Annotated in this window: 23 protein-coding genes; 1 reads left to right on the top strand and 22 read right to left on the bottom strand. The window is 41.6% G+C overall.

Annotated features, from left to right (window positions below; genetic code table 11):
• Positions 1-13 precede the first annotated feature (13 nt).
• Positions 14-1,354, top strand: coding sequence for a butyryl-CoA:acetate CoA-transferase (locus tag EUBREC_RS13810; RefSeq protein ID WP_012743830.1), 1,341 nt, complete (start codon positions 14-16; stop codon positions 1,352-1,354).
• Between the two features lie 104 nt (positions 1,355-1,458).
• Here EUBREC_RS13810 and EUBREC_RS13815 read toward each other — a convergent pair whose 3' ends face one another.
• The 22 genes from EUBREC_RS13815 to EUBREC_RS13920 all read right to left on the bottom strand — a co-directional run bounded on the left by EUBREC_RS13815 (position 1,459) and on the right by EUBREC_RS13920 (position 22,533).
• Entirely contained in the window at positions 1,459-2,712 is a 1,254-nt protein-coding gene (locus EUBREC_RS13815) for an alanyl-tRNA editing protein (RefSeq protein ID WP_012743831.1), read from the bottom strand.
• A gap of 81 nt (positions 2,713-2,793) precedes the next feature.
• Complete coding sequence (locus tag EUBREC_RS13820) at positions 2,794-4,833, bottom strand: FtsX-like permease family protein (RefSeq protein WP_012743832.1); 2,040 nt, start codon at positions 4,831-4,833, stop codon at positions 2,794-2,796.
• Positions 4,826-5,593 (bottom strand): ABC transporter ATP-binding protein, encoded by a 768-nt coding sequence (locus EUBREC_RS13825; RefSeq protein WP_012743833.1) that lies wholly within the window; start codon positions 5,591-5,593, stop codon positions 4,826-4,828. The genes EUBREC_RS13820 and EUBREC_RS13825 overlap by 8 nt, the downstream gene beginning before the upstream one ends.
• A gap of 266 nt (positions 5,594-5,859) precedes the next feature.
• Complete coding sequence (locus EUBREC_RS13830; protein WP_012743834.1) at positions 5,860-6,471, bottom strand: hypothetical protein; 612 nt, start codon at positions 6,469-6,471, stop codon at positions 5,860-5,862.
• A gap of 258 nt (positions 6,472-6,729) precedes the next feature.
• Entirely contained in the window at positions 6,730-7,356 is a 627-nt protein-coding gene (gene ttdB, locus EUBREC_RS13835; RefSeq protein WP_012743835.1) for a L(+)-tartrate dehydratase subunit beta, read from the bottom strand.
• Positions 7,356-8,255: a L(+)-tartrate dehydratase subunit alpha gene (ttdA, locus tag EUBREC_RS13840; RefSeq protein ID WP_012743836.1), complete on the bottom strand. Its 900-nt coding sequence runs from the start codon at positions 8,253-8,255 to the stop codon at positions 7,356-7,358. The genes ttdB and ttdA overlap by 1 nt, the downstream gene beginning before the upstream one ends.
• 72 nt (positions 8,256-8,327) lie before the next feature.
• On the bottom strand, positions 8,328-9,593 hold the full coding sequence (locus EUBREC_RS13845; protein ID WP_012743837.1) for an SLC13 family permease: 1,266 nt from the start codon (positions 9,591-9,593) through the stop codon (positions 8,328-8,330).
• Positions 9,594-9,773: 180 nt separating this feature from the next.
• Positions 9,774-10,418, bottom strand: a complete 645-nt coding sequence (locus EUBREC_RS13850; protein ID WP_012743838.1) for a GntR family transcriptional regulator — start codon at positions 10,416-10,418, stop codon at positions 9,774-9,776.
• Between the two features lie 82 nt (positions 10,419-10,500).
• On the bottom strand, positions 10,501-11,151 hold the full coding sequence (locus tag EUBREC_RS13855; RefSeq protein WP_012743839.1) for a GntR family transcriptional regulator: 651 nt from the start codon (positions 11,149-11,151) through the stop codon (positions 10,501-10,503).
• Between the two features lie 61 nt (positions 11,152-11,212).
• Positions 11,213-12,361 (bottom strand): sensor histidine kinase, encoded by a 1,149-nt coding sequence (locus EUBREC_RS13860; protein ID WP_012743840.1) that lies wholly within the window; start codon positions 12,359-12,361, stop codon positions 11,213-11,215.
• 6 nt (positions 12,362-12,367) lie between these two features.
• The gene (locus EUBREC_RS13865) at positions 12,368-13,039 is read right to left on the bottom strand and encodes a response regulator transcription factor (RefSeq protein WP_012743841.1); all 672 of its coding nucleotides are present in this window, start codon (positions 13,037-13,039) and stop codon (positions 12,368-12,370) included.
• On the bottom strand, positions 13,039-13,998 hold the full coding sequence (gene tig, locus EUBREC_RS13870) for a trigger factor (RefSeq protein ID WP_012743842.1): 960 nt from the start codon (positions 13,996-13,998) through the stop codon (positions 13,039-13,041). Before tig ends, EUBREC_RS13865 begins: the two co-directional genes overlap by 1 nt.
• A gap of 152 nt (positions 13,999-14,150) precedes the next feature.
• Positions 14,151-14,435 carry a DUF2442 domain-containing protein gene (locus EUBREC_RS13875; protein WP_012743843.1) on the bottom strand — a complete coding sequence of 95 codons (285 nt, stop codon included), beginning with the start codon at positions 14,433-14,435 and terminating at the stop codon, positions 14,151-14,153.
• Positions 14,436-14,450: 15 nt separating this feature from the next.
• Positions 14,451-14,711 (bottom strand): DUF4160 domain-containing protein, encoded by a 261-nt coding sequence (locus tag EUBREC_RS13880; RefSeq protein WP_012743844.1) that lies wholly within the window; start codon positions 14,709-14,711, stop codon positions 14,451-14,453.
• 103 nt (positions 14,712-14,814) lie between these two features.
• Positions 14,815-15,327, bottom strand: coding sequence for a hypothetical protein (locus tag EUBREC_RS13885; RefSeq protein WP_012743845.1), 513 nt, complete (start codon positions 15,325-15,327; stop codon positions 14,815-14,817).
• A gap of 97 nt (positions 15,328-15,424) precedes the next feature.
• On the bottom strand, positions 15,425-16,075 hold the full coding sequence (locus EUBREC_RS13890) for an ATP-binding cassette domain-containing protein (RefSeq protein WP_012743846.1): 651 nt from the start codon (positions 16,073-16,075) through the stop codon (positions 15,425-15,427).
• Complete coding sequence (locus EUBREC_RS13895; RefSeq protein ID WP_012743847.1) at positions 16,075-16,446, bottom strand: GntR family transcriptional regulator; 372 nt, start codon at positions 16,444-16,446, stop codon at positions 16,075-16,077. The genes EUBREC_RS13890 and EUBREC_RS13895 overlap by 1 nt, the downstream gene beginning before the upstream one ends.
• An 8-nt stretch (positions 16,447-16,454) precedes the next feature.
• Positions 16,455-17,132, bottom strand: a complete 678-nt coding sequence (locus tag EUBREC_RS13900) for a hypothetical protein (protein WP_012743848.1) — start codon at positions 17,130-17,132, stop codon at positions 16,455-16,457.
• The gene (locus EUBREC_RS13905) at positions 17,098-17,985 is read right to left on the bottom strand and encodes an ABC transporter ATP-binding protein (protein ID WP_041254254.1); all 888 of its coding nucleotides are present in this window, start codon (positions 17,983-17,985) and stop codon (positions 17,098-17,100) included. The genes EUBREC_RS13900 and EUBREC_RS13905 overlap by 35 nt, the downstream gene beginning before the upstream one ends.
• 122 nt (positions 17,986-18,107) lie before the next feature.
• Positions 18,108-19,472, bottom strand: coding sequence for a magnesium transporter (mgtE, locus tag EUBREC_RS13910; protein WP_041254256.1), 1,365 nt, complete (start codon positions 19,470-19,472; stop codon positions 18,108-18,110).
• Positions 19,473-19,712: 240 nt separating this feature from the next.
• The gene (locus EUBREC_RS13915) at positions 19,713-19,850 is read right to left on the bottom strand and encodes a hypothetical protein (RefSeq protein WP_306718524.1); all 138 of its coding nucleotides are present in this window, start codon (positions 19,848-19,850) and stop codon (positions 19,713-19,715) included.
• A 550-nt stretch (positions 19,851-20,400) separates the two neighbouring features.
• Positions 20,401-22,533 (bottom strand): LTA synthase family protein, encoded by a 2,133-nt coding sequence (locus EUBREC_RS13920; protein WP_012743854.1) that lies wholly within the window; start codon positions 22,531-22,533, stop codon positions 20,401-20,403.
• Between the last annotated feature and the right edge of the window lie 312 nt (positions 22,534-22,845).

Consider the following 22,845-nt stretch of genomic DNA (forward strand, 5'->3'; position numbering starts at 1 on the left):
TAAGGAGGATTTTATGAGCTTTTTAGAAGAGTACAAGCAGAAACTTGTCTCAGCAGATGAGGCAGTAAAGATTGTCAAATCAGGCGACTGGGTTGACTACGGCTGGTGCACAGGCACACCTGATGCCCTCGACAAGGCACTTGCCAGAAGAACTGATGAACTTAAGGATGTCAATGTACGTGGTGGTATTTTGCTTAAGCCACTTGCCATTTTCGAGCGTGAGGATGCCGGCGAGCACTTCACATGGAACTCATGGCATATGGGCGGTTATGAGAGAAAGCTTATCAAGAGAGGCTGTTCTTTCTACTCACCAATCCGTTACTCAGAGCTTCCTCGTTATTATAGAGATTCAACAACACCTGACGATGTCGCTATGTTCCAGGTTGCACCGATGGATTCACACGGATACTTCAACTTTGGTCCTAACGCATCTCACCTCGGTGCTGTATGCGAGACTTCAAAGAAAATCATCGTTGAGGTCAATGAAAACATGCCTCGCTGTCACGGCGGTTCAGAAGCCAATGTACATATTTCACAGGTTTCTTACATTGTTGAGGGTGACAACCCTGCAATCGGAGAGCTTGGTGCCGGTGGTCCTGCAACAGATGTAGACAAGAAGGTTGCAGAGCTTATCGTTGACCAGATTCCAAACGGTGCCTGTCTCCAGCTCGGTATCGGCGGAATGCCAAACGCAGTAGGCTCACTCATCGCTGAGTCAGACCTCAAGGATCTCGGTGTCCACACAGAGATGTACGTTGACGCATTCGTTGACATCGCAAAGGCCGGAAAAATCACAGGAGCAAAGAAAAACATCGACCGTTATCGTCAGGCTTACGGCTTCGGTGCCGGAACCAAGAAGATGTACGATTACCTCGATGAGAATCCTGAGCTCATGAGTGCCCCGGTAAGCTACACAAATGATATCAAAAATATTGCCGCACTTGACAATTTCATCTCAATCAATAACTGTGTAGACCTTGACCTCTTCGGACAGATCAGCTCAGAGACCTCAGGCACAAAGCACATCAGCGGTGCCGGCGGACAGCTTGATTTCGTTCTCGGTGCTTATATGTCAAACGGTGGAAAGAGCTTTATCTGCTGCTCTTCAACTTTCACCGACAAGCAGGGCGTAGTTCACTCACGTATCCGTCCTACTCTTGTAGAGGGTTCTGTCGTTACTGACACAAGAGCCAATACTCACTATATCGTTACAGAGTATGGTATGGTAAATGTAAAGGGTCTTTCTACATGGCAGAAAGCAGAGGCAATCATCTCAGTTGCTCATCCTGATTTCCGTGATGAGCTCATCAAAGAGGCTGAGAAGATGCACATTTGGAAAAGATCTAACAAATAATTATCTTTGGATATAATTTTTACAATAAAAGCGGTTTCAGGATGCAATGTCCTGAAACCGCTTTTGTGTTATTAATCCGTCCCACAAACTATATTTTCAAAAAGTCAAAGCACCTCTTTTAACACTTCCTCAATCTCGCTCTTTGCTGCCTTGACAGAGCCCTGCACCATAACCGGCTTACCGCCGCCTCTGGCACCCAGCTTATTTCTCAGTGCTGCGGCAACTGTATTGCAGTCTGCATTCTTGCTTCCGATAATAAAGCTATAGCCCGCCTCATCATTTCCTGTAAAAAATGCACTAAAGCCACTATATTTCTCCACAAGGCCATTGACGCAATTTCTTGCTGTATTCGTATCAATGCCGTCCTCAAACAATACTGCATTGTCCGTATCAGCAGGAAGCTCTGCAACCTTATAATCCAAAAGCGCTGACTTTGCAGTGCCAAGCTCTGACTTAAGTGACTGGTTTACTGCCTTAAGCTTTGTGACGTTATCCACAATAGCCTCCTGATTTGTGGTAAATATCCCCATTAGCTCTGAGATAATGTCGCACTTTTGTCTGAAAGCCTCCAGTGCCCTGAAACCACAAAGGATGCTGATTCTGACGCCTCCTTTATAATTCTGATAATTCATAACCTTAAGCATGCCAATCTCGCCGGTGCGCTTCACATGCGGCGCACAGCATGCACACACGTCATACCCCGGCACTGTCACTATTCTGACCTGTCCTTCAATCTCGATTTTGCTTCTGTACTCCAGCTGCGCAAGCTCATCCCTTGACGGATATGTCACCTCTATCGGAATATTTTTTGAAATGGCTACATTTACCTCATGCTCCACCTCTGCTATATCCTCCGGTGAAATCACTCCACTGAAATCCATTGTCACTACAGAATCACTCAGATGAAAGCCCACATTCTCAAATCCAAACCTGCGGTGGACAATTCCCGAAAAAATGTGCTCTCCACTGTGTTGCTGCATATTATAAAAACGATGCTGCCAGTCTATTTTGCCCTGTACATGGACTCCTGCTGCAAGCTCCACTTTCTCCGGCTCAAATTCATTGCCGGTGATTTGCTTACCAGTTTCCTTTTCTGCCTCGCAGCAATCATCTGCGGAAATATCCACCGTATGAGTAATGACTCCATTCTTAATCTGCACATCAACGACCCTGTAGCCACCAAGTATTCCCATGTCCGGGCTCTGTCCGCCCTCTTCCGGGAAAAATAAAGTCTGATTTAATATTATATCAAACTGCTTATCATCTGCCTTGTTCGGCTCGCAGGATATAATATCTGCCTCAAACTCCGTGGCATATGCATCCCTGTCGTATAGTTTAATTGTTTCTGTCATACTCATACTGCTTGTTCCTCTCGCTCTATATTCTTATGCATCATTGCTATGTCCTATTATAGCGCATTCATAATTCATATGAAACCCCTAAATCTGGTTTCCCACAATCCTGTAGTATGCTCTCGAAGTAATCTTGAAAACAATATAGTATATGACCATAAACACAAAAAGCGTAGCAACCATACAGATCACAATAAGCTTAACATCCGTCAGATTAAACATGACAAGCAGTCTGCGAAGCAGAGGAAATGCTGCTGCAAGATGACACGCTGCAAGGATAATCGGCAGGAAAAACACCATACGCACCTGCGAAGTAATGGATTTCTTCACCTCGTCATTGCTCATGCCTACCTTCTCCATAATCTCATAGCGTGCTTTGTCATCATAGCCCTCTGAAATCTGCTTATAGAAAATAATCATCACAGTAACCATAAGAAACATCGTTCCAAGGAATATTCCGATAAAGAACAGTCCACCATACAATACATAAATCTGTTCTCTGTTTGCATCACGGCTTTCCTCATAGAAGCCTGACACATCTGATTTTACACTATTTTCCTCAAAATGCTTATCCAGAGCCTTTGCCACAGCAAGCTTATCCTCTCTGCTGCCATACAGATTATAATCAATTTCATTGTTGAGCATAGTCGGCACACTATCCCCTCCCAGCGAGCTGTTCAGGTTAAATATCTCTGCAAGTGTTGCCTTGCTGTCTACCACTACATAGTACACACCACTATACATAGAGGACATATAGCTGTCTTTACTTACAGCAATTTTTTCTGCCGCAGCCACTTTAAATTCTTTGCCCAACAGATTAATTATATCGCCATTAAACTTTTCTGTTCCATAAACAGCCACCGAACCGGTATCAAGCTGTGGGATTTTTTTATTCAGACTCTCTTTAAAGCCGGTCTCCATCTCATCAATTTCATCTCCTGTGACAAAATACAACAGGGAAATATCGTTATCGTAACTTAACACCGGCTTAAACTCTGTCCCCTCTCTAAACACTGTCCAGCTAAAATAAGTGTAGCTTTTGCTGTCTTTAACATTACAAGCAGAGTCAGCTATTATTTTATCCGAATCTGCAGCAGCTTCTTTAAGTGCATCATCCAGATTCACATCATCCGGCACTTCCTTATACCAGCTATATACGCTGATATCCGAAGGATATCTCTGCTTAAGTTCTCCCTCCATGCCCGCATACATACTCACGGTTGTGGAAACAACAACCAGCACCATTGTGGAAAGCACGCATATACTCGCTAGTCCGCCAGCATTCTGCTTCATTCTGTAAATCATTCCTGAAACCGCCGCAAAATGCTTTTTATTATAGTAAAACTTCTTGTTTTTCCTGAGTGCCTTAAGTATCACAATGCTTCCTGAAATAAATAAAAGATACGTTCCGACGATGACAAGAAGCACTGCGACAAAGAACAGTGAAAGCACCTGAAGAGGGCTCTTTGTGGTAATCGCAATATAATATCCCCCGGCAAGACAGCCTAGTCCGATTAAAGCGATAAGCCATTTGCTCTTCGGCTCTTTCTCACCGACATTGCCACCGCGAAGCAGCTCTATCGGATTAGCAAGCTTCACCTGCATCAGGTTATAGATGAGAGTAAGAAAATACAGCACTCCAAAAATAAGTATTGTATTTACGACAGCGCCAGTAGATACAGCGAAATCAATTTGTGCTTTAATATTTATAATCCTATAAAGAAACATAATCATCAGCTTGGAAAATAAAATACCGGCTATGATTCCGGATACTATTGCTGCGAGTGCTACGGTAAGTGTCTCAATTATCAAAACTCTCGCGATATGACGCTTTTCCATGCCAAGAATATTGTATATTCCTACCTCTTTCTTGCGCCTTTTGATGATAAAGCTGTTTGTATAAAACAGAAATATATATGAAAAAACCGCTATTGTTCCGCATCCAAGCCCCATTATCGACGCCAGTGCATCCGCGCCCGGCACCTTGCCAAGTCCCTTTGAGTTGTTTAAAAACATCATCACATAAAACATGGCTATCATGACCATTCCCGATATAATGTAAGGCATATAAAGAGTCTTATTATTTTTTATATTTGTAAATGCCAGCCTGCTATATATTTTATTCATGCTTCTCACCACCTGTCGTAATCAGCATAAGTGCGTCCTGAATCTTCACATAGAGCTCGTCATTTGTAAGATTACCACGGTAAATCTGATGAAACACCTGACCGTCCTTTATGAAAAGCACCCTGTTGGCATGACTTGCAGCCTTTGTGCTGTGTGTCACCATGAGAATGGTCTGTCCGTCCTCGTTTATCCTGTTGAACAGCCTAAGCAGACTGTCTGTTGCCTTTGAATCCAGTGCTCCTGTTGGCTCATCAGCCAAAATTAATTCGGGATTTGTTATTATCGCACGTGCCACTGCTGCCCTTTGCTTCTGTCCTCCTGACACCTCGTATGGATATTTATTAAGCAGCTTTTCAATTCCAAGCAGTGAAGCTATAGGTGCAAGCCTTTTTTCCATATCCCTATAGTCCACACCTGACAGCACAAGCGGTAAAAAGATATTGTCCTTCAGTGAAAAATTGTCAAGCAGATTAAAATCCTGAAATACGAAGCCCAGATGCTCACGTCTGAAGGCAGATATCTCCTTTTCCTTCAATGAGACAAGGTTCTTTCCATTTAAGAGTACCTCTCCCGCTGTCGGCTTATCAAGTGCCGCGAGAATATTTAAAAGTGTCGTCTTTCCTGAGCCGGACTCTCCCATGATTGCCACATACTCACCTTCCTCTACAGAGAAATTGATGTTTTTCAATGCCTGTACCTGGTTGCCACCAAATCTGGTGGTATATATTTTTTTGAGGTTACTTACTTCTAAGATTGCCATTTCAATGCTCCTTCGCGATTATTTCTACAATGTTATTTAAGCTTATATTTTTGTTACATTTATTTTAAATATGACGTCATAATCGGCTTCACAACTTACATTGTTGCCGCTTCATGTAATTATAATAACAAAAGACCGGAATGTATGCTATCGAATCAGCTTACATTTCGACCTCGTATCTTACATTTTTGTAAGAAATGACAAGGAAACTTAATCTGGAGTAGCAAAAAAGAGGATTGGCACAGATGTGCTGATCCTCCTTTTATCTACAGATTTTTAATTACCTCAACTCTTGTGACAACGCCCTGCTTCACATTATCAACTCTGAGCGCACAATCCTGGTAATACACACAGGCTCCGATTGACACATTTTTACCCTCATCCTGCAATTTTTCGCTTATCACATCTCTAAGCAGCTTTGTCTTTTCCTCCGGTATATTTGTTCCGGAAATAAAATTCGCCCTCGCTACCGTCTGGCTGCCACGGCATATCATGTGGTCTGCCTCATCAAAGCTGCAGAAAAGGAATTTTCTGATGGCAAAAAGCGCCGCTATCGCACCTATTCCGACAAGTGTCTCATATACATTGAGATGCTCCACGATCATCTGTCTGGCTGTCGCAAACAAAAGCACCTCTATGATCGTGCCCGGCTTATGAGTACAGAGCATTTTCACAAACTCCACGCCGATTGCAAGCGACATGATATATTCCATGTAATACTCCAGTTTAATTTTATCATGCCATATATCAAAAAAACACTGCCCTATAAGCTTTATAATAAGCACCACTATCACAAACACCAGTACTGCCGACAGAAAAAGTTCCACGTAGGCTGCTACATTTTTCATTGTTTTTCTCAGGAATTGCTTCATTATCATTTATTCCTCTCTTTTTTAGTTACCGGCAATAATCTTTTTTATTGCAGTAATTTATTTTAATATCCTATGGAAATGATTATCATACTATTCTAATTTCATATATCTAAAAGCTCCCACATAATAGTCAAATTATGTGAGAGCCTTTGCGCGAAAATTATATTTTTTTATGTTTTCTCCCGCATTCTGCGGGTATATATTTTGCCAGAATACTTTCATGGCAATTGGGTTCTAAATAAATTTGATACCAGGCTCCGGCAACTATTTGATGAATCCTACCTGCTTGCAGATTTCCTCTGTTGCTGCATCCTTTTTCTTGTTGAACTCAACTTTCTGCTGCTCGAACCAGTTGTTACCCTCTGCATCTATAGATACGATAAGTGGGCCAAACTCTTTCACACGGCAGTTCCAGAGTGTCTCAGGCATTCCGAGATCTCTCCACTCTGCACGGACGATTTCCTCAACCTCTGTTGCGGCTACTACTGCATTTCCTGCCGGGAATACGCAGTGAATGGCACCGAACTCTTTACATGCACGCTCTGTATTCTCTTTCATACCACCTTTTCCGATGATAACACGTACGCCGGTCTCTTTTACGAACTCGTACTCGAATTTCTCCATACGCATACTTGTTGTCGGTCCAACAGATACCATCTCAAATTTGTCATTCTCGAGTGGACGGATGATCGGTCCTGCATGGAAAATAGCATTGTTTCTTACGTCTACCGGAAGCTCTCTTCCCTCCTCAACGAGACGTCGGTGTGCTACGTCACGGCATGTTGTCATGCTTCCATTTAAGTATACAATATCTCCGATTTTTATTCCTTTAAGATCCTCTGCTGAGATTGGTGTTGTTAAAATTGTTTTTCCATTAATTCTCTCTACCATTATAATTCCACCCCCGAATGTGTTGTGATTGTATAGTTAAGGTCCTTATCAAAAACAATGTGTCCGCGTCTGTGGCTCCAGCAGCCTACGTTTACGGCTACACCGATTGTAGATGGATGACGGGCTGTGTTCTCGATATTTACACCCATTACTGAGTATTTTCCGCCCATTCCCTGAGGTCCAAGGCCGATAGCATTGATACCATCCTCGAGAAGTGTTTCCATCTTTGCAGCTCTCTCGTTCTCATTGTGAGATCCGATTGGACGCATGAGTGCTTTCTTTGATAAAAGTGCTGCTGTCTCAACAGATGTTGCTACACCTACACCTACCAGGAGAGGTGGGCATGCATTTAAACCATAAGTAGTCATAACATCCATTACGAATTTTGTAACTCCTTCATAGCCCTCTCCAGGCATAAGTACCATAGCTTTTCCCGGAAGTGTACATCCACCTCCTGCCATGTATGTGTAGATCTCACATTTGTCACTGTTTGGCACGATATCCCAGAATACTGTAGGTGTTCCTTTTCCAACGTTCTTGCCTGTGTTGTACTCATCGAAAGTCTCAACACTGTTGTGACGAAGAGGAGCCTCAAATGTAGCTTTTACAACTGCCTCTTTTAAAAGTCCCTCAAGCTCATCAATAAGTGGGAATTTTGTTCCACATTTAACCCAGAACTGAAGTACTCCTGTATCCTGGCAGCTTGGGCGGTTAAGTTTTACCGCAAGCTCCTGATTTCTAAACATTGTATCATAGATTGTTTTTGAAAGAGGACTGTCCTCTTTGTCACGGAGTTCTGTCAGTTTTGCAATGACATCATCCGGTAATTTTTTTGCTATATGAGCGATAAAATTTGCCATATAGGTGGTAAGCTGTTCTACCTGTTTCTCGTTTGACATAGTTTTTCCTCCTAATATAAATCTTGTAAATAATTAAATATTAATTTATTGTTTACCCACTCCCATCCGTTCTTATGGGAAGAACGGATAGAAAATCGGCAGTAAGACCATACTTACAATGGTCGCCACTACTATAAGCGGAATACCGGCCTTTGCATAATCCTTGAAGGTGTATCCTCCGGCTGTAATGACCATTGTGTTGGCAGGCATACCGATAGGTGTGGCGTATGCACATGAACCACCGATAACACATGCCATAAGTACTGCACTCGGGTCAGCTCCAATCTCTGTGGCAATTGATACGCAGATCGGAACCAAAAGTGCTGTGGTGGCGGTATTTGACATAAAGTTCGTAAGTACACAGCAAAGCATGAACACTACGAATGTGAGAACGTATGGTGATGGATTTTTGCCAAGTATACCGATAACCGCTGTTGCGATTTCTTCGCCTGCCCCGGTCTCCTGAAGCGCCGCTGCAAGTGAAAGAGTTCCACCAAATAAGAAAATGGTTTTCAAATCTATTGATTTAAGTGCGTTTTTCTCACTGATAACGCCTGTAATGATAAGGGCAAGTGCTCCGACACAGCCGATGACACAAAGCTTTATACCAATCTTGTCCTCGAAAATCATTCCCAAAAGTGTAAGGATTAAGATAATCAATGACATCATCTGTTTCCATTTAGGCACATTTGAAAAATCCTTCTGCTCATCATATGAGCTTTCCGTACTGCCCTGCTTTTCAGGCAGGAATTTGTATCCTATAAATGCAAAGTACAGAATACCTGCTATAAGTATCGGAAGTCCTACCTTTGCATACTCGAAAAATCCAAAGCTAAGTCCAATCTCTCCCATAGCTGATTGTGCTATGAGATTTCCCGGTGCACCGATGAGAGATAAATTTCCACCCATGGCTGCTGCAAAAACAAGTGGCATAAGAAGTCTCGATCTCGAGTATCCTGATTTTGCTGCAATTCCGATAACTACCGGAATGAGAACTGCTGCAGTTCCTGTGTTTGAAAGTACTCCGCTCATCAGTCCCACAATCACCATGATTGCTATGATAAGCTGCCTCTCTGTTTTGGCGAAGTGTGTGACCACTCCTCCAATTTTGTTTGCCATACCGGTTTCAAACAATGCTCCTCCGACGATAAACATCGCTACGAAAAGAATTACATTGCTGTCAATAAATCCTGAAAAAGCTGTTTTCCAATCCAGTACTCCTGTGATAACAAGACCGACGCATACTATCATGGATGTAACCCCAAGCGGAATCTTTTCCCACACGAACATCACAACGGCAAACAATAAGAATAAAAGTGTTATTGTTGCTGGACTCATATCATTTTCCTCCTCCGTTTAATATTTGATATTTGATATTGTATCCAATTTCTGAGTTTAAGATATAACAAAAAACCGAAATCGTCAATACCTTTTTGACAATTTCGGCAATTTATATATATTCCACCTATTCAATTTGTGCATCTATTACAAGTAATGTGTTAAATTAGTAACTTATATCTACACATAATATGTCAGCATATCATCACGACTACGCATGATATGCTCATACATCCTCCGCTGTGCAAGCTGCACATCATGAGCCTTGATTGCTTCGTATATAGCCTCATGCTCCTTTATAGAAATGCCCGCATATTCCTCCTCTGTGACCATGCTGCCCATTGAAAGTCCGTTCCACAGTTCTGCGATCATATTTTCCATCTTTTTATTGCCGGATGCTGCCCAGATTTCACTATGAAACTCACGGTTTAAATCCGCATATCTGCTATAATCTCCGGAAGCTGTCATCTCCCTTGCATCCAGGTATGACTGCTCTATCTTGCTGATATCGATATCAGGTGAAGCAGCAAAACCTGCACATGCGCCCTCGAGTATACCTCTAATCTGATAGTGCTCCCTTATGTACGTCTCTGTAATTCCAAGTACTATTGCTCCCTTATTCGGTCTTAGCTTGATAAGTCCGTCATGCGCTAATATCTGAAAAGCCTCACGCACGGGAGTTATAGATACATTAAGCTGCTGCGCTACATTTTCCAGTGTAAGATTTTCTCCCTCTTTTAGCTGTTTTGACAAAATTGCCTTGCGCAGCTCCGATGCTACACGCTCCTTCGCTGACGGAATCTTTATCGGTTTAAGTCCTATCATAATTACTTTTTCCTCTTGTTATCTTTTAATTTTATATGCTTCCGAATCATCTGTCATTATTCAGTATAAAATAAGTCACCAATTACCTGCTGCTTTCTTCCCTCTCTGCTATAACAGCCTCACAAAGACTTCCAAAATATTCTCCCAACAGTTCTCTGACAATATTTATATCCTTATCCGAATATGCCTCTGCTATTTTCGATAACAGCTCAAGTCTTCGCACATTTTCCCTGCCTGCTGCCGTCTCTTCAACCGCAAACCTGATATAGCACCAAAGACCATTTTCAAGAATATGTGTAAAATACTCGTTATGACTATTGGATATAATTGTCTCATGAAACTGCAGCTCTGCAGACAATTTTTCATTTATAGCAGATGGCTCATGTACGCAATTGGGCTGCTCACTGTTATCACTGACCGCTTTATCCCACAAACATATACCAGACTGCAGCATGCCCTTTAACAGTTTTATCTCCACATCTGAAAGCAGCTCATAGATTTCCGTTATCACCTCGTCCGAAAAATCAGCCACCACCACATGCCTTGTTGCCAGTCTCTTTGCCAATCCCTGCGACTCAAGTATCTGCAATGCCTCCCTGATTGGTATTCTCGAATAACCGAGACTATCCGCAAGCTCTTCCTGACGCAATGGCACTCCTGATGACATACGTCCTGATAAAATTTCATTCTGAATAGCTTCCGCTATATAATCACATACTCTTTTATTTCTCATAATATATATTATATCTGATTTTGGATACAATTTCCAGTCAAACTTATTACACCGATTTATCCTAATCTCTCACATCCGCATAATCCAGATCAAACCCTATCCACACCTTAGTTCCTTTTCCAATCTCTGACTCCATGCGGATTGTATGCCCCAGCTTATCTGCCATCTGCCTGCACAGATAAAGCCCAATTCCTGTAGCCTTCTTATCGGCATGACCATTGTAGCCTGTGTAGCCCTTTTCAAAAACACGTGGCAGATCCTCGGCTTTGATTCCTATTCCGGTATCCTTTATTGTAATAAAAAACCGGTCTTTTTCCTCTGCAGTTTCTATTGTAACAACCCCATGCGGTGTATATTTTATGGCATTTGAAAGTATCTGTTCCAGCATAAATGCAAGCCATTTTCCGTCAGTATATATCTCCTGCCCGGTTCCTGAATAATTTATCCCAATATGCCTTCGTATCATAATTTTTGCATATTTTTTAATGGTATCACGTATGACACCATCCACACTGACTTTTTCAAGCACAAAATCATTTTCGGTGCTGCTCACACGCTGATACTGCAAAGCCATACTGACATATTCCTCTATGCGGAACAATTCGTCCTCAAATGAAGCCACATTATCTGACAGCTCTGTGAGTACAGCCTGTTGTTTCAAAGCAGCATTTAATCCTGCAGCACCGATATTCCCACCGGTCATATCGCCTATATGGCACTGACTCTGTTCATCATCACATATAAGCTGCCCAAGCTCCTCCCGCTCTGCCTCAAGCAGTAGTTTCATAGCCGATATCGGGGTCTTTATCTGGTGCACCCACATAGAGTAATAATCTCTCATCTGTGATTGTCTGATTGCAGCACTGCTTTCTGACTCACTTCTTGCAATACTTTGATTTTCCAGCAGCCGATGATAAAGCATCTCCACATCATCTGTTGCTTCCGGAAGCTGTGCCTGTTCCTCAACCGGACGCTTTAAAGCATTGCTTAGAGCTTTTACCTTGCTGCTATATCTGAAAAATCCAACCAAAACTGTTATCAGAAGAAGTATTGCATCAAGCACTGCCGCATACACCAGATCCTGTTTGCGCGCACCAATCAGGTACATGTAAAGCAAATGGATACAGGTCATTGTGACTATCATCAAAATCCATATATAGTTTTGTTTTATAAAATTTGTCAGATGCGGTTTGTTTTGTATTTTTGCCATGACCTCTCACCCCAGCCTGTACCCAAGCCCCTTTTTTGTGACAATAAAGCTCTCAAGCCCTATAGAATCCAGCTTTTTACGCAGCCTGTTGACATTCACCGAAAGTGTATTCTCGTCCACATACGCATCACTCTCCCACAGCTTTTCCATTAGAAGGCTGCGTGATACAATCCTTTCTTTATTGTCAAAAAGTGTCTGCAATATTTTGAGCTCATTCTTTGTAAGCTCGAGCCTTTTGTCGTCATAGGTTATGGTGGCATCAGATATATTGAGCATGGCGCCATTATGCTCCAAAACACTGTTATTTGCGCCAAAATCATAGCAGCGCCTGATGATAGCCTGTATCTTTACGGTCAGCACATCGAGGTCAAACGGCTTTGCTATAAAGTCGTCTGCCCCCATACTGACTGCCATCACTATATTCATATTATCAGCAGCGGATGACAGGAAAACCACAGGAACCTTTGATACCCTTCTGATTTCCGTACACCAGTGATACCCATTGTAAAACGGCAGACCGATATCCATAAGCACAAGCTGCGGATCAAATGATGCAAATTCTGACATTACAGCATCAAATTTCTGCACCACATGCACATCATAATCCCATTTTTCCAAATGTCTTCTGACAAGCTTTGCTATGGTCTCGTCATCCTCAACCAAAAATATTCTATACATTATTTTTCGCTTTCTTCCATGATAATCTCAGCCGCATCGATGATGAGCTGTGATGCCTTCATACGAAGTAAATCCGGCTTGAGCTGTGCCTTTGGAATCACCTGCTTTACAACGTCAACAGGCTGACCATACTTCTGTGAAATAAGCTCATACTGCTCATCCATCTCCTCGTCAGATACAGTGATATTTTCCACTCTGATGATTTCATCGAGAACAGCCTCAAGCTTTACCTGCTTCTGTGCTACAGGCTTGAGTTCATCCTTTAAGCTATCCATAGTCTTGCCTGTCATCTGAAGATACTGCTCCATAGCCACACCCTGCTGTGCAAATGATGCTGCCATCTGCTGAAGCTGCATATTTACCGCTGTCTCTACTGCCTGTGGCGAAACAAGACATGAGCTGCTCTCAAGAATCTGGTCATAGAGCTTTTCTCTTGCCGCATCTGCCTTTCTTGCCTCTACCTGGTACTCAAGATACTCGTTGATATATTTCTTTAAATCCTCCACTGACTGTACCTCAGGGAAATTGAGAGATGCTGCAAACTCATCGTTCAGCTCTGCTTCCTTCTCATTGTAAATCTCGTGCAGCTTAACCTTGAAAACAACCGCTTTTCCTGCAAGCTCCGGCGCATGATACTGCTCAGGGAATGAGAGATTGATGTCTCTGTCCTCACCGATTTCCATGCCTACAAGCTGCTCCTCAAAGCCCGGAATAAAAGAGCCTGAACCGATTCCCAGAGGATATTTCTCAGCCTTTCCGCCCTCAAACGCAACTCCGTCCTTAAAGCCCTCGTAGTCTATTACTGCCGTGTCGCCCATTGCTAACGGGCCTGTTTTCTGCTCTCTGACAGGATTTCCTGAAAGAAGTGTCGCTATCTGTGAATTAACATCCTCCTCTGTATATGCAATATAAGGGATGTTTGCCTTTAATCCTTTGTAATTTCCTAATACGATGTCCATGATTATACCTTTCTTTTATGTGTATTTATATCTGCTTAACTAAGCTGTTATATGCAAATAGTATACACTAGTTACCAAATAAAGCCAATAAAAACTCATTGCATGCTTTAAAAAGGATTGTAAGGCTGTGATACGTGAAAATGGTTCTAATCTTACGCAATCAGGCTATTAATAGCCTTCAATTCATACAATGTAAATGGATCAATATCTATACAATCACTTTCATCCATTTTTCCGGAAATATCCCATGCAAGCGTTCCATTCATTACCGTACATGCATTTTTAAAATTTTCAATATCTCTCAAAGGCTCAAAAATTGAAGATTTAAGATCCTGTGTTGTATCATAATCAACTATTTTACCATCATCAAAGAAAACCTGTACATGATAATTATCTAAAGGTATTACCTGTACAACTGTAGGAAAATATTCATTCATATATTTCACCTCTCATTATATAAGTGGATTAATTTTGTTCAATGGTTTCATGTCCTTGGCCAATTCCCAATTCTGCATTAATTCATCCTGATGAATCGTACACCAGGCCAATATCAATCGTAATTGTTTATTCGGCAAAGAGCCTCTTATTACTTGTATATTATTAATATCTACTAATGCTTTATGTCCATTATATTCAGCATGAAAATGTGGTGGCATATGGTCATTATAATACATAGTGACTCTAATCCCATAAAATAATGATATCTCAGGCATATTTTACCCTCTTTCTATAGAAACAAATCCGCAATACTATATCAATAGTATAGCGGATTTACATCTAAAACACAAATTAGAAATTATCTTTTTATTTGCAGGCTTAATTTTTTACTGCCTTAAAGCACAGCCATCTATGCTCAGCTTCCTTAAAAATCAAAAAACCAATTCCCACCATAACCGGTGTATACAGTCCCAAATCAAGCCAGCTTTTTACATGCCATCCATAATATGCCCCTCTCATAAGAATTGCTGAAAGCTGTCCAAGTATGACCGGTATCATAATATTTTTTCCAACTACTATAAGCTTTGCTTTTCTCAACTTTTTAAGATCAACCGGCAAATATATATATTTCTCAAATATATTAACTTTTCTACCATTTTCCCATATATATGTAATGTATCTGAACTGTGCATAATACAATCCAAATGTAAAAAACACCACCATATTATAATAATAAAGATCAAATTCAGTATTCATTACACCACAAAATGCACCTGCGATTACCACAAACCCCATACCCATATTCATGAGGATATACGTTCCGCAGGTCTCAACCATCATGCGCTTTTTCCAATTGTCATGCTCCGTTTTAATCAGGGTACTCATATCCATTTCACATCTCCATCTGTTTTCTATTGCGTGTTGTACACCTAATGCAAGCTATAAAATTATACCATTCACCCCCGGTATTACCGGCAGCAATTATAAGCTACTCAAGTATCTCACGCATTGAATATTCTCCGTTCTTTATATCTATAACATAGTCTGCCACCCTCGACAAATCCTCGTCCAGATGCGTGGCAAGAAGTATTGTCATCTCATACTCTGCCACAAATTCCTGCAGTAATTTTAAGAAATCATCCCTGAACACCGGGTCGAGATTGGCAGTCGGCTCATCCATCAGAAGCACTTTGGGTCTGTATGCTGCCGCAAATGCAAACTGATACTTTATCATTTCTCCTGTAGAAAACGAGCACAATCTGCGTCTTGGAGAAAGCTCCAAATGTGCAAGCATCCTGTGATACTCCTCACTATCCCAATTCTTATAAAATGGACTGTATATTTTTTCGTTTCCATTGGCATCCTGCGACAGGTAAAATATCCTGTCCTGCGACACTATTCCTACAAGCTCTTTTACCTTGGTCTTATTTTTTACAACATCAAGACCGTCTATGTATATTTTTCCCTTCATTTTGTCATACATTCCAAGCATCATATGAAGCAGTGTGGTCTTTCCCGCACCGTTTTCTCCCTGTACACCTACAATGTAGCCCTTTGGTATTTCTAAATTTGCGGGCTTAATCATAAATTTTTTTAATTTTAAAGCGGCATTTTCTATTTTTATAATTGTCTCATCCATTATTTTTCTCCCAATACACGAACCATATCTATTATATCCTTCAAGGTCATTCCGGCATTCTCACAATCTGCAAGCAGTTCTGACATCCTGTTCTCAAGATTCATCATCTGTTTTTCACGCAAAAGATCATTTTTCTGCTCGCACACGTAAAATCCACGCCCCGGCACCGACTCTATTACACCTTCCTTTTCCAGCTCCTCATAAGCACGCTTTGTTGTAATCACACTGACTGCCAGCTCCTTTGCCAGCACTCTGATTGACGGCATGCCATCGCCTGCCTTAAGCTCACCGCTTACCACTGCATCGCGTATCTGATTTATAATCTGCTCATATATCGGCATACTAACTGTTGTTGAAATGACTATTTTCATACACACCTCTATGCAATTTTTTTGTCTTTTTTTGATTCCGCAAACTCGTAATCTGCCATACAGCGAACAATATCGTCATAATATTTTTTCCTGCAGGATACAATCATCGATATAAAAAACACACCTATCACTAAAGAAATTAATATCTGAACCAAATCCAGCGAGCTGTCATTCTGGTCATAGCTTGCGGCAACAACCACCGCAGACATAAACATGATTACATCAAATATCGTTAATCTGCCCGGATTCACGCTGCCCAGATAATTGTCAAATGAAGTACAATACAAAATACCTGCCATTACAAGCATCTCACACATATAATAGACTATTCCTGATACTGTCAGAGTCTTATCAGGCCTGATTATTGCTGTGATTAATATAGGTAAAAGCAGCACTATATACGACACACGGAATCTGTATTTGAACATTTTTTGTATATAATGCTGTCTTTGTTCTCTTGAATACGGAGCCAGATACATATACTGTGGCAATTCGAATGCGCTTCTATTATGATTGCTGAAAATGGAAAAAATGCTGATCATCAAATTGTATATATACATTACCTGATTCAGGCCTCCAAATGAGCCTTCTGTAATTCCAAGCCAGAATAATGGTATCATAACTATGGTCAAAACAAGCTCCCGCCTGCTGCTATCCAAAATATTTTTCCACAATATTTTCGGCATTTTCCTTTCCCCCTTTCACCAGATAATGTATCAGCTCCCTGATATCCGGAGTATGCTCTTGAAGCTCTCTGTCTACCAGAATACATTTATCCCTTATAACCATGGCAGTGGAGCTGTATGTGCCTTCTTCCATGTAAACCACTGCTTCCCTGGGTATCAGCTTACATTTATATACAGGTCCTGTAACTATCCGAAAATGCTCACACGCAGCATCCTTAGGCTTAAAAAACAACAGCCTCCCTGCCTGCATATATGCAATATAGTCTGCTATTCTGTCCAGATCCTCCGTAATATGAGAAGAAATGATAATGCTTTTTTCACCATCCGACACAAGCTCTGTACACAGCCTTAAAAAATCCTCCCTGAAGTGCTTGTCAAGCCCTGCAGTAGGCTCATCGAACAAAAAAAGCTTTGCTCCATACGACAGTGCAAATGCAAGCTGCGCTTTGATTTTCATACCTTTGGACAGTTTTTTGTATTTCTGCTTTCTATCAAGGTTAAATCTTTCAAGATATCCCAGATACTTTTCCATATCAAACCTCACATACATCTGCCCATAGTATTTTCCGAGCTTTTCGAGATTTATATTCTCATCAAAAAATCCCTCATCACCTACTACCGCTATTACTTCCCTGGCGGCTGCCTCATCGCTGTTTAAATTGTGTCCATCTATCACTATGTCTCCTGTTGACCTATACAATCCCATCAGGCAGCGTAAAAGAGTTGTCTTGCCTGCTCCGTTTTCTCCTACAAGGCCGCATATATAACCCTTTGGCAAATGAAACGATATGTTTTCCAGATGAAACCTGTCCTCCCCGGACATTTCCTTATCCAATTCACGAACCCTTAGCATAACTCTCTCCTTTGCTTTCCCACAATTAAAATAGGTGTGCATATACTGTATATACAAATATATACAGTATATGCACACCTTTGTCAAGATATATTCTAAATATTTATGTACTACGACCAATATTACAACTCAATCAAGAAAAGAAATGCCAGTCCATAATAGGTCACAACCGCCACCAGATCATTCACCGTCGTGATAAGCGGGCCTGACGCAACCGCCGGGTCAATCTTTATCTTGTGGAAAAACATCGGAATCACAGTGCCCACAAGGCTTGAAATTGCCATTGCCACAAGCAGTGAAACTCCTACACAGCCTGATACCGCAAATGCTCCAAACCATGTGTAGCCCTTGAACAGATGCACATATATTCCCAGAAATACAAGTGCCATTATTCCAAGCAAGCCACCATTTACAAGGCCTATTCTTACCTCTTTTACTACAAGCAAAAGCTTCTGCTTACCGCTTAGATTCTCATCCATGAGCACTCTGATTGTGACAGCCAGTGACTGTGTTCCTACGTTTCCTGCCATGTCAAGTACCAGCGACTGGAAGCAGATGACTATCGGCAAAGCCGCTACCACATTCTCAAATATTCCGACTACGGAAGACACTATCATTCCCAAAAAAAGCAGGATGATAAGCCATGGCATTCTCTTTTTCATGCTCTGCAGTGTGGTCTCCTTCAGATCCTCCTCTGCGGTCAGTCCGGCGAGCTTTGCATAGTCCTCACCCATCTCATTGTCTACCATCTCTACAATATCATCAGATGTGATGACACCGAGGATATGCTTATCCTTTGAGAGCACCGGAATTGAATCCTCAGCGTAGTCCTTGATTGTGTCGATACAATCATCGATTTTCTCATGGTCTAGTACATATGGATATGAATGGGCTATAATGCTTTCCAGATTCATGCCCTCCCTGGCTGTGATTAAATCCTTTAAATCGATAGCTCCCGCAAAGCATTCATCTGAATCAACCACATATATAGTCATGATATTGTCGTTTTCGCCCGCCTGCCTCACGAGCTGGCTCATAGCCTGCTTCACTGTCAGGCCACCCGGAATACAGATGTAGTTGGTTGTCATATAGCTGCCTATTTCATCATCGTCATATGACAGAAGCATCCTGACATCCTTTTCCGCTTCCTCATCCAGATGCTCTACAATCTCCTTCTTGTCCTCATCCTCCAGATTTTCAAGCAAATCGACAGCATCATCCGAATCCATCAGCGATACTACCCTGGCAGCCTGCTCCACAGACAGCTCATCAAAATAGGCCTGCGGCTCATCAAGATATGCAAAAATCTCCGCTGTCCGCTGTGTTCCAAGGAGCCTGTAAAGACGTTTGCGCTCCTTCTCGTTCATTCCTGCAAGCATATCAGCAATATCATTCTCATGATAGTCTGACAAAACCTCCAGAATTTCCTTATCCGTTTTGTGGCTTCTCAATAGAACAAGAAGCTCTTCGTATTTCTTTGTATTCATCTCCATTTCTCTCCTTTCTCATTTCCGATAGCATTCTCCACATAAAATAAACATATGTGGTTCTCCAAAATCCCGGGATTTTGGAACATAAAAATTACTCCATGATAGAAAGGACGAAACCCGTGCACTCAATAAATTTGCGCACGAAAAAAGCACCTAACGGTGCTCTGATATATAAACAAGTATGCATTTGTGCACAGCAAAATACAGCACGGCGTAAGCCGATATTCCTTAATATGCCTACACTGTACCTCTAAAAACTGTCCGGTGATGAATCCTTCCACGGACAGAATCCACTATGCCTGCCAATACAATACTCACTTGTATATCAGCACCGATGTTGTTCTTACTTCGCCCAAGACCATCACTACTGTCCATGAAATTCACCTCCATACTTAGATTCTTAATTTCTACAATTAAAGTATTAAATTCGGTATACATCACCGGCCTGCAGATATCTGTCACGTCCGTAAATCCTACCAAACTCTTAACCGTAGAAATTGTATCATCAATATACACAATTTTCAACCCATTAATTATATCTTAAGACACACCATACCTACATTTTACAAGCACGAAGCGTAACACACGCGACAATTTTACCACAACGTAAGGGGCGTAGGTCCCGGGTCTCGGTGTGGAGTGGCGGCGTGTGCTCTCGTGTGAGCGCATAGCGAAGCTGCCTAGATACTGTAGAAATTATGCCCATGAAACGCAGAAATGCCCCGCCAAGGACGGCGGGGCAAGGATTATATGCGCCATGGACGGCGCATATACTCCGGTTTCGTCAAGCATAGAAACCCTAAAAAGCATAATTTCGTACAGAATCTTGGCTGCGAAGCGTAGCGAACGCGAGAGTACACGCCGCTACTCCACACTGGGACCCGGGACCTGCGCCCCGTCCACCCAAGAAAAAATTCATTAAAATCTACTGGTTCTCTGTCGGTTCATCTGTCTCCGACTCACTGTCGTGCTCCACTGCAGGATCCACATATGTATACGTATTCTCAGACTTTCTGAAAATGGTATCACTAGATCCAACCTGGCACACAGTTATCTCATCACCATCACTGATGTCTTCCTTATTGATAGCAAGCACACCTGCTGAGAGATAAGTCGAAGCCACCTTGGAGTCGTTGATATAAACCTTACTCCAGTTGGTAAAGTTGTGACCGTAAATATATACTGTATCACTGGTCGATGAATCAGACACATTTGTGATGTCCACCTTGTCAATTCCCATGACAAGATCTGAAGCCGGATATAGATCTGTGCCGTTGTAGCAGTAGCGCTTTCCATAAAGGATATCGTACTGTAACAGGTCAAGTCCATCCTGATATGATGCCTCATCTGTACTGTTCATCTGAGTCTGATGATAGTTCATGATAGTTCCCTCATGGATACCTACAGTGTCTGTAGTCTGGGCAAGAAGCTGGTAAGCATAAAGGTCAGCATCCTCCTTTGGCAGTCCCATGTTGTTCCATGTGATGTACTTTGTCTTGTAGATATCACCTGACTTCATATCAGAATCCTGAAGTCCCATTGTAGGGAGGTGATCGCCAAACATAACAACGATGGTGTCCTCATCTCTCTTAGAAAGCTCATCTGTGAGCTCCTTGATGAAGCGGTCAGCCTCGTTGAGCTGGTTTACATAATATGTCCAGGCATTTTTCATGCCCTCGTCCTCAACACCTGATACGGTGTATGTAGGATTTTCAATAACAGGCTCCTTTGGATAGTCACCGTGAGTACCAACTGTGATGATATAAGTAAAATCAGACTGATTTGGTGTAGCATCAAAGGTCTTCATAGTCTCGCTGACGAGAATATCATCTGTAGGCCAGCTTCCGTTTGGAGTGTACTCTGTGATATTCATGAGCTCCTTGCTTGTAAAGGTATCAAAGCCCATCTTAGAAAATGCATTGGTACGGCTGTAGAAATTACCGCCGTTGTTGTGCACTACATGTGTTGCATATCCAATCTTAGATAAATCAGAGGCAATGCTCTCGCAATCTGTCTGCTTTAAGATAGTCTTGTATGGATACTCTCCTGTACCGAAATACTGCATGCTGAGTCCTGTAAGCATCTCAAACTCTGTGTTAGCAGTTCCTGCTCCGACTACAGGTACATTCAGATATCCGCTTGAATAGTTTTTCTCAAGCTCATGGAATGTAGGAATAGGATCCTCATTCACCTGAAGGAAATTAATCTCGTCTGGGTCACAGAATGACTCTAGAAGCACACAGATGATGTTTGGACCGGTCTTTCCGTCCACTGTGGTGGTCTGCTTCTGAGAATTGACCTTCTGCTCTACATCTTCCACATTCTGCTTATTGTAGTCCTCCGGCTTTTTCATTCCACGGTCCACTACAGTAGATGAGAATGAGTATACAAAGCCATAATCATCATAGCCCTGGGCGATATTTGAATAGTAGCTGGCAACCACATTGGTATTCTGTGCCACATTGGTTGTGACCGGGATTGCTACGAAAAGCAATGCTAAAAATGCCACTGAAATGCCTGCATAACGGATTTTTCCTGTATATTTAGGCCCCTTGATAAAAAGTGCCACAAGAAACAGTGCAAATGCACCAAGTCCAACTACAACTATTGTAGCCTGCTGCGCTGTGAAATAGCTGGTATTGTTCATGGCTAAAAGCTCCGGAATACACTTTAAATCAGTATAACCAAACGGTGTGACACGGTTTGAAAGCACACAGCCGTTGATGATTCCGAGGATAGTCCAAAAGCCTGTAATTATTACCCTTGCAAAAGCTCTGCGCCTGAACAGATACACAAGTGAAAATGATACAAACACTAAAAATGAGTTGTACATGAACGCAAGTGTATGTGCATCTACGAACTTACATGCAGAGATAAAACTCCTGCGCGAGATAATCTCCACTATAAATACGATAGCCATAGCTATGATTGCATGGAATAAAAGCGAATATTTATTTAAAAAATCAATTCTGCGATAATATTTTTCTGAATGAATCTTGTCTTTCTTTACAAAGAGCTTTTGTTTAATGACATTCAATACATCAAATATTTTCTTCATATTTTCCTCCTATTTGCCTTTCTTTTACCTTCTCTTTACTACATGATAATATAGACAAAAATATGCACAAAAACAAGGGCATTTTTTTATAAAAATTGACGTTAAAATTATTGTTTTTGGGTAAATATTGATAATAAAATTAACTCTTTTTCCCTATTTTGGTTGTTTTCGTAAATTTTGAGTATAAAAACTATTGTTTAATCCGTGGGTAATATGATTATGAAGCCAATGGATTGAAATGTAAATAGGGAAATCGCATATTTAAAGAAAGTTTAATATTTAATAGTGCGTGGCGAATGCCACAGATTCAGG

Origin of the sequence: Agathobacter rectalis ATCC 33656, from assembly GCF_000020605.1 — a bacterium.
Classification (GTDB): domain Bacteria; phylum Bacillota; class Clostridia; order Lachnospirales; family Lachnospiraceae; genus Roseburia; species Roseburia rectalis.